14 protein-coding genes are annotated in these 13,751 nt (G+C 30.9%); 5 read left to right on the top strand and 9 right to left on the bottom strand.

Translation table 11 applies throughout. The annotated features are described in order from the left end of the window. The first annotated feature begins 364 nt into the window (after positions 1–364). Genes modA through modC form a run of 3 tightly spaced genes read left to right on the top strand, consistent with a single transcriptional unit; the run spans position 365 to position 2,506 of the window. Complete coding sequence (gene modA, locus Q0K76_RS04520; RefSeq protein ID WP_294612079.1) at positions 365–1,117, top strand: molybdate ABC transporter substrate-binding protein; 753 nt, start codon at positions 365–367, stop codon at positions 1,115–1,117. Between the two features lie 12 nt (positions 1,118–1,129). Beyond that, positions 1,130–1,819: a molybdate ABC transporter permease subunit gene (modB, locus tag Q0K76_RS04515; protein ID WP_294612076.1), complete on the top strand. Its 690-nt coding sequence runs from the start codon at positions 1,130–1,132 to the stop codon at positions 1,817–1,819. 6 nt (positions 1,820–1,825) lie between these two features. Then, positions 1,826–2,506, top strand: coding sequence for a molybdenum ABC transporter ATP-binding protein (modC, locus tag Q0K76_RS04510; protein ID WP_294612074.1), 681 nt, complete (start codon positions 1,826–1,828; stop codon positions 2,504–2,506). Here the strand turns inward: modC and Q0K76_RS04505 are convergent. The 4 genes from Q0K76_RS04505 to Q0K76_RS04490 form a co-directional block, all read right to left on the bottom strand. Further along, on the bottom strand, positions 2,485–3,222 hold the full coding sequence (locus Q0K76_RS04505; protein WP_294612071.1) for a UDP-2,3-diacylglucosamine diphosphatase: 738 nt from the start codon (positions 3,220–3,222) through the stop codon (positions 2,485–2,487). The genes modC and Q0K76_RS04505 overlap by 22 nt on opposite strands. After that, positions 3,215–3,706: a peptidylprolyl isomerase B gene (gene ppiB / locus Q0K76_RS04500; protein ID WP_294612069.1), complete on the bottom strand. Its 492-nt coding sequence runs from the start codon at positions 3,704–3,706 to the stop codon at positions 3,215–3,217. The genes Q0K76_RS04505 and ppiB overlap by 8 nt, the downstream gene beginning before the upstream one ends. Positions 3,707–3,778: 72 nt before the next feature. After that, on the bottom strand, positions 3,779–4,630 hold the full coding sequence (gene folD, locus Q0K76_RS04495) for a bifunctional methylenetetrahydrofolate dehydrogenase/methenyltetrahydrofolate cyclohydrolase FolD (RefSeq protein WP_294612066.1): 852 nt from the start codon (positions 4,628–4,630) through the stop codon (positions 3,779–3,781). A 62-nt stretch (positions 4,631–4,692) separates the two neighbouring features. After that, positions 4,693–5,382 (bottom strand): DUF2884 family protein, encoded by a 690-nt coding sequence (locus Q0K76_RS04490; protein ID WP_294612063.1) that lies wholly within the window; start codon positions 5,380–5,382, stop codon positions 4,693–4,695. Between the two features lie 457 nt (positions 5,383–5,839). Here Q0K76_RS04490 and Q0K76_RS04485 point away from each other — a divergent pair, with 457 nt between their 5' ends. Further along, on the top strand, positions 5,840–6,106 hold the full coding sequence (locus Q0K76_RS04485) for a GrxA family glutaredoxin (RefSeq protein ID WP_294612061.1): 267 nt from the start codon (positions 5,840–5,842) through the stop codon (positions 6,104–6,106). A gap of 73 nt (positions 6,107–6,179) precedes the next feature. On the opposite strand, the gene tsaB is transcribed toward Q0K76_RS04485, so the two are convergent. From tsaB to Q0K76_RS04465, 4 genes are all read right to left on the bottom strand, one after another. Beyond that, positions 6,180–6,860, bottom strand: coding sequence for a tRNA (adenosine(37)-N6)-threonylcarbamoyltransferase complex dimerization subunit type 1 TsaB (gene tsaB, locus Q0K76_RS04480; RefSeq protein WP_294612058.1), 681 nt, complete (start codon positions 6,858–6,860; stop codon positions 6,180–6,182). A 30-nt stretch (positions 6,861–6,890) separates the two neighbouring features. Beyond that, positions 6,891–8,795, bottom strand: a complete 1,905-nt coding sequence (locus Q0K76_RS04475) for an ATP-dependent DNA helicase (protein WP_294612055.1) — start codon at positions 8,793–8,795, stop codon at positions 6,891–6,893. Between the two features lie 414 nt (positions 8,796–9,209). Continuing rightward, positions 9,210–10,184 carry a glycosyltransferase gene (locus Q0K76_RS04470; RefSeq protein WP_294612052.1) on the bottom strand — a complete coding sequence of 325 codons (975 nt, stop codon included), beginning with the start codon at positions 10,182–10,184 and terminating at the stop codon, positions 9,210–9,212. Between the two features lie 10 nt (positions 10,185–10,194). Continuing rightward, positions 10,195–11,175 (bottom strand): glycosyltransferase, encoded by a 981-nt coding sequence (locus Q0K76_RS04465; protein ID WP_294612049.1) that lies wholly within the window; start codon positions 11,173–11,175, stop codon positions 10,195–10,197. Positions 11,176–11,312: 137 nt separating this feature from the next. On the opposite strand from Q0K76_RS04465, the gene Q0K76_RS04460 reads away from it, so the two are divergent. Beyond that, positions 11,313–12,251 (top strand): glycosyltransferase, encoded by a 939-nt coding sequence (locus tag Q0K76_RS04460; protein ID WP_294612046.1) that lies wholly within the window; start codon positions 11,313–11,315, stop codon positions 12,249–12,251. A gap of 377 nt (positions 12,252–12,628) precedes the next feature. Here the strand turns inward: Q0K76_RS04460 and Q0K76_RS04455 are convergent, their stop codons facing one another. Beyond that, positions 12,629–13,597 carry a glycosyltransferase family 8 protein gene (locus Q0K76_RS04455; RefSeq protein WP_294612043.1) on the bottom strand — a complete coding sequence of 323 codons (969 nt, stop codon included), beginning with the start codon at positions 13,595–13,597 and terminating at the stop codon, positions 12,629–12,631. Positions 13,598–13,751: the final 154 nt, after the last annotated feature.

Below are 13,751 nucleotides of genomic sequence, written 5' to 3'. Positions count from 1 at the left end.
TTATTGATCCTTCAAAAATTGTAAGGATCCTCAATAAAATAAACATAATGTTATTGTTAAAATCGGGATGATAAGTAGGTAACAGCGAATGCAGAATAGAAATAAGAATTAAAAGTGAATGAGCTCCAGTTGAAGTATAAAAATCGCCCGAACATAAAGTTTAATTGTACTTTAGCGATTAATTTTGATAGCATCGATATATATTATTTTATATAGCGAATAATTATTAAATAGCTATAATTAGCATCCAAGGGTTGGAAAACCGAGGCATGCTTTTAAAGAAAGATAATATCAATTATAACTATATTTATGGAAGATTATCTGTCAACAATTGAACTAACTTATTAATGTTGTGAGGAGTAAGATGAAAAGAATTTTTGGAATATTGTTTGCTGTTTTAGCAATAACAACGTCGTACTGTGCCACTGCTACTGAAAAAGTAATGGTATTTGCTGCGGCATCATTAACTAATGCGATGCAAGATATTAGCACCGCTTATAAAGCGGAACATAAAGATGCTGATATTGTATTCTCGTTTGCCTCTTCATCAGTGTTAGCTAAACAGATTGAACAAGGAGCACCTGCTGATATTTTTATGTCAGCCGATCAAAAATGGATGACATACTTAATTGAACGTAAATTAGCTAACAATAAAGAAGATCTGCTAAAAAATGCGCTAGTGCTTATTGCACCAAAACAATCTAAACTAGATAAAGTAGAAATTAATACGACCACTAATTGGGATGCAATTTTACCTAAAGGTGAAAGAATTGCAGTTGGCGATCCTGAGCATGTTCCAGCGGGACTTTATGCTAAAGAATCATTAACCAATTTAGGCGTGTTTGATAAATTAACGCCCCAATTTGCACCTGCCAGTAATGTACGCGATGCATTAATGTTAGTTGAACGTAATGAAGCAGTATTAGGTATTGTTTATAGTACTGATGCCAAAATTAGTGATAAAGTTAAAATTGTTGGAACTTTCCCATCTGATACTTTTAAATCAATTGAATATCCGATTACATTATTGAAACCAGAAGCTAAAGATTTTTATCAATATTTAAAATCAGCACAGGCTAAAGCTATTTTTGAAAAATATGGATTTGTAACCAAGTAAGACTTAAATAATATGATTCTTACCGAATTTGAATGGCAAACTTTGCTACTTAGCTTAAAAATCGCTGGAGTAGCAATTATATTCAGTCTACCCATTGGCATTTTAACCGCATGGATTTTAGCCCGTTGCCAATTCTGGGGGAAATCATTATTTGATAGTATCGTTCACCTTCCGCTAGTTTTACCACCGGTTGTATTAGGTTATTTATTACTGTTAACCATGGGCCGACGTGGTATTTTTGGGGAATGGTTAGATCAGTATTTTAATATTAGTTTTAGCTTTAATTGGCAAGGTGCTGCTCTGGCTTCAGCTGTGGTAGCCTTCCCACTGATGGTACGTTCGATTCGTTTAGCTATTGAATCAATTGATATGCGCCTTGAAAATGTTGCGCGTACCCTCGGTGCGCATAAATTCCGTGTGTTTATTACAATAACGCTACCATTAGCGTTCCCTGGTATTTTAATGGGAGTGGTACTTGGGTTTGCTCGTTGTTTGGGAGAATTTGGTGCAACCATTACTTTTGTCTCAAATATTCAAGGTGAAACGCGTACATTACCACTAGCAATGTATACGTTGTTACAGATGCCAGACGGTGAACAAGCAGCAATGCGACTATGTATTATTTCAATTGTTTTATCATTGGTGGCATTGTTCTTATCTGAAATGTTAAACCGTTGGCATAAACGCAAACTAGCTGGGTAATAAATTATGTTAAAATTACAGGTAAGCAAGCAGCTTGCTTCTTTTTTGTTTCAATTAGAATTGAATATAACATGCCAGGGTATCACCGCCATTTTAGGTGTTTCGGGCTCAGGAAAATCAACGCTAATCAACCTTATAAATGGTTTAATCAAACCAGATACTGGTAGTATCATCCTTAATGAAGTTACTCTGGTTGATACTAAGCAGAATATTTTTATTCCTCCGGAAAAACGGCATATTGGTACCGTTTTTCAAGATGCTTTGCTGTTTCCACACTTTAAGGTCATTAACAACCTCACTTATGGTACTTATAATAAAATGCCGACAAGGTTTGATGAGATTATTGATGTACTTAATATACGTCCGTTATTAAATCGTTATCCGGCTATGTTGTCCGGTGGTGAAAAACAGCGCGTTGCGATTGGACGAGCGATATTAACTAATCCTAAGTTACTTTTAATGGACGAACCCTTATCGGCTCTGGATATGCCTCGAAAAAAAGAACTATTATCTTATATTGATAGGCTGGTTAACGAACTAGATATTCCGATCATTTATGTAACTCATAATATTAATGAAGTAAAACAAATTGCTGATGAAGTAGCAATTTTAGATCAAGGCAAACTTTATGATTATGGCAAGGCTAATAACATTTTACAAAGTGATTATTTACAACAATGGTTATAAAGGATTATATCGGAACTATTACACTCCTGCTTAATATATGAGATTCCATCATGCCAAGCACTAAGCACAATCCTACTTACTGGCTCATCATTGATTAAAAATGTGTGGGTTGCCGGTTTATGGGTATGACCATGAATCATGGTATCAGCATTATATTTGACCATCATATTAATCACGCTTTGCTGATTAACATCCATAATAGCTTCAGATTTTATTTGATTATGTTGACTACTTTTTTGGCGTAATTTAGCTGCTATTTTTAGGCGGATAAACAAAGGTAAGCATAAAAATAGTTTTTGTAACCATTTACAATGCATGATTTTGCGAAATTTTAGATATTGGGGATCATCACTACATAATAAATCACCATGTAAAAAAACAATATTTTTATTTGGTTTTGTTAAACAATTTATATCGGTTAATAATGTCATATCACACGATTTAGCAAATTGTTTACCCAATAAAAAATCACGATTACCATGAACAAAATATTTTTTGATATGTCGATTAGTTAAGGAATGTAATGCCCCAGCAACTTGTTGATGCAAAGTAGAATTAACATCATCACCAACCCAATAGTCAAATAGATCACCTAAAATATAAAGTTCACAATGATCAGGCAAAGTATCCAAAAATGACAAAAAGCCTGCTGTTATGTCAGGCTGATTGTCAGTTAAATGAATATCGGCAATAAAATAGCGGTTAGGATTATTCAACCGTTACGCTCGTAATAACCACATCTTCGACCGGAACATCTGAATGCATGCCTTTACGTCCAGTTTTTACCTCTTTAATTTTATCAACTACATCTAATCCCTCTACCACTTCAGCAAAAACGCAATAGCCGTAACCATTCATATCCGCAGAACGATAATTTAAATAATCATTGTCTACAACATTGATGAAAAACTGTGCTGTGGCCGAATGTGGATCAGCAGTGCGTGCCATCGCTAAAGTGCCGCGATTATTTTTTAATCCATTATCAGCCTCATTTTGAATTGGCGCTTTAGTTTTTTTCTGTTTCATTTCCGGTTCAAAGCCACCGCCTTGAATCATGAAATTATTAATCACTCGATGGAAAATGGTATTGTTGTAAAAACCTTCTTTACAATATTCAACAAAATTAGAGACTGTTTCTGGCGCTTTATCATCAAATGTATTGATTTTAATATCACCTAATGTAGTGTGAAATATTATCATAAAATGTTCCTTGTTTTTTTACCCAAAATAAATCTATAAATCTCAAAAAATGTGAGTTTTTACTCACTTCACTCATTTATTAAAGCTTTCACACGCTTCAAGTGTATTACTCATTAACATAGCTACAGTCATTGGACCTACTCCGCCAGGAACAGGGGTTATCCAACCGGCTCGTTTCACAGCATTTACAAATTCAACATCTCCAGCAAGTTTACCATCTGGTAATCGATTAATCCCAACATCGATTACAATAGCACCAGGTTTTATCCACTCACCTTTAACATAATTAGCAATACCCACACCCGCTACAACAATATCAGCCTGACTAACATGTTTAGCTAAGTCTACTGTGCGGCTATGGGTAATGGTTGTTGTACAACCTAATAATAACAATTCTAAAGCCATTGGACGCCCGACAATACTTGATGCTCCAACCACCGTTGCATTTAACCCGGCAAGTTCAACGCCAGTTGACTGCAACATTTTTACCACACCATAAGGGGTGCATGGACGTAAAATTGGATCACGTTGCAATAAATGACCGATATTATAAGGGTGAAAACCATCAACATCTTTACTTGGCGCTATACGTTCTAACACTTTAGTTTTATCAATATTCTTAGGTAAAGGTAGTTGAACTAAAATACCATGGACATCATTGCGTTGATTGAGCATGTCAATAAGTGCCAATAGTTCTTCAGTCGTTGAAGAAGGGAAGTCATAAGCAAATGAGGCAAAACCAACATCATCACAAGCCTTTTGCTTATTTTTAACATAAATTTTTGAAGCCGGATCAGATCCAACTTGTATTACAGCAAGCCCTGGAACAGATAAACCTTGTGAAATCCTTTGTTTTACTTTACTAGCAATTTGATTTCGAACTTGTTGTGCTAATGCTTTACCATCAATTATTTTTGCCGTCATGAGCATCCATTTTGTAATCTGTGTTAAAATATTATTTTCGCAAAAGTTTTTACTTATGTCTATTATTTGTCTACAGTCTCATGCAGTTGAGTTAATATTTGCTGGTATTGCAAATCAATATCCGTTATGACAGAACAAATATGCGCATCAAATTTTTTTAATTTTGGTTTTTGTGATTTCCACTCATTTTTAGAAATTTGTTTAATTGCACCATAATTTTTAAATAGGTTTAATTGTAAAATACTATTGCCAACTATATTATAAAAAACCCGTTGTCCTATATCTTCACCTTCTTGTTTAATTTTATTAAAATTATTGTAATAAAATCGTGTTTCATCATTGTCAGTAATGATTGAACGATGCAGTAAGTTCACTAACCTCTTATATAATTTATTTAATTGATTGTATAAATCACTATCATCACCTAATTTTGTTTTTATCGCCTGTTCAAATGTGACTTTAACTTCACCTAGCAGCGTATATGCTTGATGTTCAAGCAAAGGTAATTGCTGGCGTAAATTTTGTTGCAATTGTTCTGTCTTTTTTTGTAATGTCGGAGCAAGAGGAACTGATTGGCCATTTAACATAACTATACCTTTAGGCAGAATAATTAGATTATCTTGTTTATTAAAAATATGTACATTTTGTTTACTGATGACAATATCATAGCTTGGTTTTACCTCACATTTTTTTTGAGAAGCAAATAATGACATGGGTAATAGTAATAAAATGACTAACAATTTTTTTAACATATTTATATCCGAATTTTTTAATACTTATAAAATGATCACTATTGATAATTAATAGGAATAACAATACATATAGTTACATATTGTCAAAAAATCAACTATATGCAACTCAAATTTGTCAATTCCAATTTTCAATATCATCTACGGCGTAATCAGCCAATATCAATAAAGGTTTTTAAAGGTTAAACATTAACAAGCTAATTTTATTGCCAAAAATTAGCGATATGAATTGAAATGTAAAGATGTTTCAGGTGAAGCATACGTTTTAGTATAAAAATAATAAAAAATGTCCCAAAATATTACAATTGATCGGAAGTTATCAAATTTAATAACGACTTCGCTTTATAATAGTTTAATCAATAGATATAATCTATTTAATCAACTATGAATAACTGCTTTTTTTTCTTTAAAAGTTAAGTATAGTAATCTTAAATTTAAAATAAACAATTAGAGGTGTCACATGTATACTGTAATTTTTGGGCGTTCAGGCTGTCCTTATTGTGTTAGAGCTAAAGAATTAGCTGAAAAATTATCTCAAGAGCGTGATGATTTTACATATCGTTATGTGGACATAAATGCCGAAGGTATCACTAAAGAAGATCTTTCCAAAAGTGTCGGTAAGCCGGTAGAAACCGTACCGCAAATATTTATTGATGAAAAACCGATTGGTGGTTGTACGGATTTTGAAGCGTATGCAAAAGAGCATTTAGGGCTATTTAAAGAATAAATAATAAATTATCTATTAATAATTATTCTGCCATTATATTGGTGGCAGAATAATTTAAGTAACCTACTGTTAGTTATCGGCCAGGTAATTTTTTCCAAGTCACTTCATTACGTAAATAAGTTGGTTCCACATCTTCAACATTTAATAGCTGATTTTTTTGCCATTTTTGTTCAGCAATTACAATCATATCTTGTGCATGGGGCAGTAAAATTTCACTTGGTTGTATATCTTTGAGCATATTGGGATAAGTTTGCCAACCAGTACCAGCTGTATAACTATTTTTATAAACTTGCTTGACGTGTTCAACTACCTTTTCCGGAGCAATGACACATTCTGGAATGATAGCTTGCCATTGATTATTAATTAACTGATATTGACCTAGATACACTTCATTCATTCTGGCATCTATTGTAGCAATTACATTAGTCGCTTTTTGAGTACGGTATACACCTTGTGCTAAAGTCATTAATGTTGATACACCTATCATGGGTTTATCTATACCTAGCGCTAGGCCTTGAGCAACGCCAAGGCCGATTCTAACCCCAGTGAAACTACCTGGACCTTGCCCAAAGGCAATTGCATTAACTTGTGAAAGAGCACAGCCTGATTGTTTCAGTAATTTATCAATCATTGGTAGAATTTGCTTGGTATGATCGCGGGCAGAAATAATAAAATCATGCGTGATCTCATTACGATATAATAATGCGACTGAACAAGCTTCTGTTGAGGTATCAATGGCTAAAATAGTACTCATTTTTTTTCCAAAATAATTAATCTGTATAGGTCATTTTTTTGTTAATAAAAAATTTATTACATTATGTACATCTCGCGTTCTAGGTGATGGTGGTAAACTATTAATAAATGTTGCCCCATAAGGTTTCATAACTAAGCGATTATCACAAATAATAATCGCTCCACTATCATTATGATGACGAATTAATCGCCCTACTCCTTGTTTTAATGTGATAACCGCCTCGGGTAATTGTACCTCATTAAATGGATCCCCACCTTGCAGTTGACAATCTTCCATGCGAGCTTTAATTAATGGGTCCTCTGGTGAGGTAAAGGGTAATTTGTCTATAATAACACAAGAAAGAGTATCACCTCTAACATCAATCCCTTCCCAAAAGCTACTTGTGGCAATTAACAATGCATTACCATTATGAATAAATTGCTCTAGTAATTTAACTTTGCTTGTTTCACCTTGTACTAAAACAAGTAATTTAGTCAATTCACGAAACTGTTTAGCTAAGGCATTCATCATCGCGTATGAAGTACATAAAAAGAAACAGCGACCTTTATTGGCTTCTATAACTGGAAGTAAAATATCGACCAGTTTTATAGCATTATTGGGTTCATTAGGAGATGGAATATAGCGAGGCACACACAGAATAGTTTGATGTAAATAATCAAATGGACTTTCTAATATCAACGATTCCGCATTGGTTAATCCCAATCGCTTGGTAAAATAATCTAGTTTATTATCAACCGATAATGTAGCTGAAGTAAATATCCAACTGCCTTTGCGTTCGGTTAAAAGTTCTGTAAATTTATCTGCTACAGATAAAGGAGTAAGTGCAAAAACAAAATAATTATAACTACTTTCATACCAATAACTAAAACCCGCAACATTGGTTTCGAGTAGTTTTTTTAAAAGCGAATTATATTGATTTACTCGATCAAAACAGTTATCAAGCGTTGAAGAACGCCCTGATGCCAATAATAAAACTTCATGACAAAAATTTAAAGCATCGCAAAGAAAAGACAACTCTTGTTTTACTGAAGGTTGATTAAATAAATAACCTAAATTTCCTTTGCTATTTTGTTGATTAATAACAATACGCAAATCTTGAATGCTTTTTTGCAATTTGTCAGCACATTGTTGTAACTGTGATAAGTCTCTAACTTCCGTGCGATAACAGAGATTGATCTCTTTGGCTAGATCAAATAATTGTCGACTACTTAATTGTTGACCAAAATAGTGGCAAGCTAAATCGGGGAGTTGATGTGCTTCATCAAAAATTGTTACGTCTGCTTTTGGAATAAGCTCCCCAAAACCAGTGTCTTTCACAACCACATCAGCTAAAAATAAATGATGATTAACAACAACAATATCAGCATTTAACGCTCGTTTTCGAGCTTTTACAACATAACAATCACTATAATGTTCACATTCACTACCAAGACAACTATCATTGGTGCTGGTTAATATTGGCCAAATAGCATTATCTTCAGTAACAGTGGTACATTTGCTAATGTCACCATCTTTAGTTTTGATTGACCAGTTTTTAACACGAACTAACTCAACACGTAGATCCTTATCAAGATCCCCTGCTGCGGCATATTGATGATACAACCTTTCTAAACAAAGATAATTAGCTCGCCCTTTAAGCAAGGAAATTTTACCTGTATAATTCAAAGCTTTTTTAATAATTGGCAAATCTTTATTAAATAGTTGCTCTTGAAGATTTTTAGAGCCAGTCGAAATAATAACTTTCTTATCACTACGTAAAGCTGGCACTAAATAAGCAAATGTTTTACCCGTTCCAGTTCCAGCCTCAATAACAAGTGGTTGTTGTTTTTGTATTGATTGTGTGATCTTATTTGCCATATTTCGTTGTGGTGCTCTAGCCACAAAGCCATCAATAGTTTTAGCCAACAAACCATTCTCTGCAAAATCATCAATCACTTAAAATATACCCAGTAAACAAAGAAAAGATAAATTCAATATTCAAATGAACTTTAGAAAATCTATTTAATAAATTAAATAACATCATGAAAACACTAAGCCTTCATTTCAAAGAGGCGAACATAAGTACTTTAGGATTAAACAACTAATATAGTATGACGAGTTAGTACTATAACAATTACCAAGCAAAAAAGAAATATAAGAATATTAACCAGAGTATTTAGACTACTACAATTGAATAATTATAATAGATAATTGTTGGAAAATATATTTTCCTTAACAACTTATTTATTTACTAGTTCGAAAATAGTTTATTAAGAGAAAGTTAAATCACCTCAAACATTATTCTATATAATTAACTCATCACACAAGACAAATTGTAATTAAAAGTTAACCCTTTAAATTTAGTCATATTTATTTTATAAATTTGGTTTTTAGATAAATAAAATAATGTTTAATCGATAATAGGTATTTTTTTTCTTTATACATCAATTTCGAATAAGCTCGGATTGATGAAGTTTTTTTGCCATTATATAAAGGTAAAACATCGTTTTTCCAAGGAGATTTAGCTAAATAAGAATCATATAATCTAGTTCTATACGGCTGATGCCAAGGTTTATTTTTAGTAACATAATGAATTATTACTGTATCTACTGATACATTAGAATCTTCATTACCATTGACTGATAATCCTAATAAATTATTATATTTTCTTTCTAATATTTTTCTTTGGGTACCCACAACTATATTTAATACATCTTGATCCGGATAATTAAACTTCTGTCCACTATTAAGTAATTGCAATGTCTTTAAAGTAATATTTTGTTTACACCAAAGTTCAACATTGATTAGCATTACACCAGAATTAAAATAAGTTCCAAATGCCACACCATATTTGCTACATTGAGACTGCTGCATATATGGCTCATCAGCCACTGCAGCAATAATAATATTATCTAAATTTAGATCAGAAATTGGGGCTAAACTGTTAATACAAAGGGTGTCACTATCAATATATAATAATCTTTTGGCAATATCTTTCAAAATTATAGGGGCAATTAATCTAACACAAGCAACGATAGGAAATTGTACAGTATTTTCAGGATTAATTTGGAACTTATCATTAATGATATATTCTGTTATAGCAATATTTTCAGATTTAATGGTAGCTAATTTCTGCCTGTTTTCATCAGAAATATTATGAGTAAATAAATGAAAATGAATATTCTGATTTTTATTATTTTCAATAACAGAAATAATATCTACACCAGCAGACAAAGTATAATTATTATCGAAACATAAGAGAATATGTAATACATGTTCACTATTTAAAAAAGTGAATGTGAGCAACTCATTTTTTTCACTAATAAACTTATCAACTTCTATCACAAATTCATCCCTAACGTTTTTTATTAATTTTATGTTTTAAATAAAGTAAATAATATTTAAAAGCAGCAAAATATTTATGTTGGCTAGCTAGTAGTTTTGCATATCGCCTTGTCGTTGAAGGTGCATTTTCGTTAGCTAGAAGTAATTTATCCTTTGCCCATGGTGAAGAAGCAATATACCCCTCATAAGTTGGTGTTAGATATAATTTGTACCATGGTTTATTACCTGTAACATAATGGATAATCACAGCATCTTGAGCAATCTGATGATCCTCATTACCAGCAACAGTTAGCGAGGTAAGATGATTAAAACGTCGAGGTAAAAATACAGTTTTACCCTGCATTAAAATATTGAGTACATCTTGATCGGCAAATTTGTATACTTTGCCACTATTAATCATAGTAAATGCTTTTTCGGTCAGATTATTTTCAACCCACATATCAGTGTTAATATATATCATACCAGCATTAAAATATTCACCATAAGGAATATTACAAGCATCACATTGTTTTTCCTGCATTTTTTCTATATCAGGAACAACAGCTGAATATTTATTTTCTAACTCCACATTGATTAACTCATTTAGATTATTGGTACACAATACATCACAATCCAAATATAAAACGCGTGAAGTAACTTTATTTAAAATTTGAGGAACAATAAAACGTAAGCAAGTCGATGCAGAAACATGTAAAACTAAAGTATCAGGATTTACCGAAAACTCTTCACTAATCTCATAACAAATAATAGTTGTATTATTTTTTTTTAATTCATGGAAGCGCGAGATTTTCTCATTTGAGACCTTATTAGCAAATAAATGGAAAACAAGGTTTTTATCCGGATTATTGATAATAACAGATGACATGGCAATACCCGCTGGCATTGCATAATTATCGTCAAAGCAAAAAGCAATATGCGTAGTTACATAAGATTCAACAATATTATTAAATAAGGTTGTAACTTTACCAATAAAAAAATTTTGCTCTACCATATACTTTTACCAACAGCTAATAATTTTTCTATTGTAACATAACTAAAATTCAACTAAGAAGGGATAATCAATTATATATTGACATATCTATTATCTAATGACTAAATAATACAAAATTTTTTTAAAAAAAATCTCACATGGGCAACAATATAATTAATATCGCATATTGTACTGATTCAAATTACCTTGAACATGTATCAGTATCAATTCAATCAATAATTTTAAATAATTTAGCCGAAAAACTGCAATTTCATGTATTTTTATACAATGTACCAGAAAAGGATATTGAAAAGCTTAAAAAAACTTCCCAATTAATAACTGTTTATAAAATAGAACAAGCAGATGTAGAAAAATATCAACATGATTTTTCAACAAAACATATCAGTAATTCAACTTTTATTCGTTTAATGGTACCTAAATTATTATCAAATAAAGTTCATAGACTTCTTTATCTTGACGCTGATATATTATGTTTTGCCAATATATCCTCTATTCTTGACATTAATATAGACAATTATATTTGTGCAGCGGGGAATGATTCTAACTCAAATAAACCAAACCCCAATTTAACAAGATTGAAACTAAACACTTCGTTTTACTTCAATGCTGGTGTTCTATATATTAATATACCTAATTGGGTTACTTTTAATATTGAAGAACAAACCAATGAAATTTTATTTGAAAATAAATCTTTAAAATATGCAGATCAAGATGCATTGAATATTACACTACAAAATCGCGTATTACTCATTGATTCTAAGTGGAATTACTTATTTACCTGGATGACAGCAAAACAAAAAGAAACTTTTTTTTATAATAAACATAACTTACCTTACTTTATTCATTTTACTGGGCCAAGAAAAATGTGGTACCAAGAACATGAAGGGTTAGCTCAAACTTTATATGATTTTTATAAACATTTTACACCTTGGTCAAATATGCCGCTTAAATCTTATAAAGACAAAATGAGAACTGTTGATTATAGAGTCTATGCCATCGATTTTTTTAAAAAAGGTTCAATTTTAAAAGGAATTGATCATTACATTAAATATTTGATAAAAAAAGTAACAAAGTAACTAAATTAAAGAAAGTAGGAAAGGATACCACTCTGTATATATTAAATAATATTTACCGAATTGTTCTGTCACAGATTAGATATAAACACATTAAAATTCTCTATATAATTAGAATAATAATTAATAATAGTATTATGAACAAAATAAAATGGTTTCATTCTATATATCAAATCACAGTGAAATAATTAATATAGATTATAGACATTAAGAAAAATAAAAGACTATAGTTACCTATTTTATTTATTGGGCTTTTCAGTAAATATTGATCTATTTTCTATCTAAAATAATTTGATACTATCTAAACATATATTATTTTTATTGAACCATAGATAACAAAAGAGAATTGTAAATATAATAAATATTATTATTAAACTAAATCAAATTTTTTTCTTAAACAAATATAAACAATAAAATCGCATGGCCGTAATAAGTTTACCATTTTTCAAACAAAATTTAGCATAATGACGAAGCCATGATCTTTTTAATGCAAATGGTCGTTTTGTATTTTTCCAAGGTGATAAATTAAAGTATTTTGGAAATAACTGAGAATTAAATGTCTGGTACCAAGGCTTGTATCCTGTGACATAATGCAACAATACCGTATAGGGCGCTATAGCTTTTTCTTCTTTGCAAGATGTAGTAATTTGAATTTTTGTATTATATTTAATAGGTAATTGCAGTGTTTTATTTTCAAGTAGAATATTTAAAACATCTTGATCTGCAAAACGATAAATATTGCCATCATTGATGGTTTTCATACAAAGATCAGTAATGTTATTTTCGGTCCATTTTTTTGTATTTATAAGTAATACACCTGCATTGAAATAATTTTCGGAATTTATCGGATATAAATCTTTCACTGCTTTTTTCATTATGTCATCATCTGATATTACACCAACAATATAGTTTGTCAGTTCATAGTTATACAATGGCCTAATAGATTTTAAACATAGAATATCACTATCAATATACAATATTTTATCTGTTTCATTCTTCAGGACATCCGGAATAATAAATCGCACGCACGACATTGCAGATAAATATCCTAAAATCAATGTGTCTGAATTAATCTGAAAATTATTATTCAAATAATATATTTTTATTGTGATGCAATCACTTACTAACTGTTCAAATCTTTGTAAATTATTAGATGATATTTGATCAACAAAAAGATGAAAGCATAAATGTATGTCAGGATTATTATAAATAATGGAGGAAATTGTTACACCAGCTGGCATTGCATAGTTATCATCAAAAGCTAATGCAATATGCATTATATCTGAAAATTGCTTATTGTTTTGTGAAAAGATCTGTACTTTACTGATATATTTTTCTGAGTCAAACATTTATTGTTTTCATTTAAATAGATTTGAATCATTTTAAATAAAATCTATCACAGTGTAAATGTATTTAATTTTTTATAATTTTTAATAGGTTAAGCATATTTTTTTGCTATTAAAAATTTATTTAACCTATATTTTGATAAGAATTGAATATATA

Source organism: uncultured Gilliamella sp. (assembly GCA_945271295.1).
Taxonomy (GTDB): Bacteria; Pseudomonadota; Gammaproteobacteria; order Enterobacterales; family Orbaceae; genus Gilliamella.
The sequence above is the reverse complement of the archived record's forward strand: the minus strand, read 5'-3'. Positions and strand labels throughout refer to the sequence as shown.

Bases quoted from the DNA above. Each gene is read 5' to 3' on its own strand.
- Q0K76_RS04490 (WP_294612063.1), bottom strand. From the start codon at position 5,382: ATGTTAAAAAAATTGTTAGTCATTTTATTACTATTACCCATGTCATTA.
- Q0K76_RS04485 (WP_294612061.1), top strand. From the start codon at position 5,840: ATGTATACTGTAATTTTTGGGCGTTCAGGCTGTCCTTATTGTGTTAGA.
- Q0K76_RS04455 (WP_294612043.1), bottom strand. From the start codon at position 13,597: ATGTTTGACTCAGAAAAATATATCAGTAAAGTACAGATCTTTTCACAA.
- modC (WP_294612074.1), top strand. From the start codon at position 1,826: ATGTTAAAATTACAGGTAAGCAAGCAGCTTGCTTCTTTTTTGTTTCAA.
- Q0K76_RS04460 (WP_294612046.1), top strand. From the start codon at position 11,313: ATGGGCAACAATATAATTAATATCGCATATTGTACTGATTCAAATTAC.
- ppiB (WP_294612069.1), bottom strand. From the start codon at position 3,706: ATGATAATATTTCACACTACATTAGGTGATATTAAAATCAATACATTT.
- modA (WP_294612079.1), top strand. From the start codon at position 365: ATGAAAAGAATTTTTGGAATATTGTTTGCTGTTTTAGCAATAACAACG.
- folD (WP_294612066.1), bottom strand. From the start codon at position 4,630: ATGACGGCAAAAATAATTGATGGTAAAGCATTAGCACAACAAGTTCGA.
- tsaB (WP_294612058.1), bottom strand. From the start codon at position 6,860: ATGAGTACTATTTTAGCCATTGATACCTCAACAGAAGCTTGTTCAGTC.
- Q0K76_RS04465 (WP_294612049.1), bottom strand. From the start codon at position 11,175: ATGGTAGAGCAAAATTTTTTTATTGGTAAAGTTACAACCTTATTTAAT.
- modB (WP_294612076.1), top strand. From the start codon at position 1,130: ATGATTCTTACCGAATTTGAATGGCAAACTTTGCTACTTAGCTTAAAA.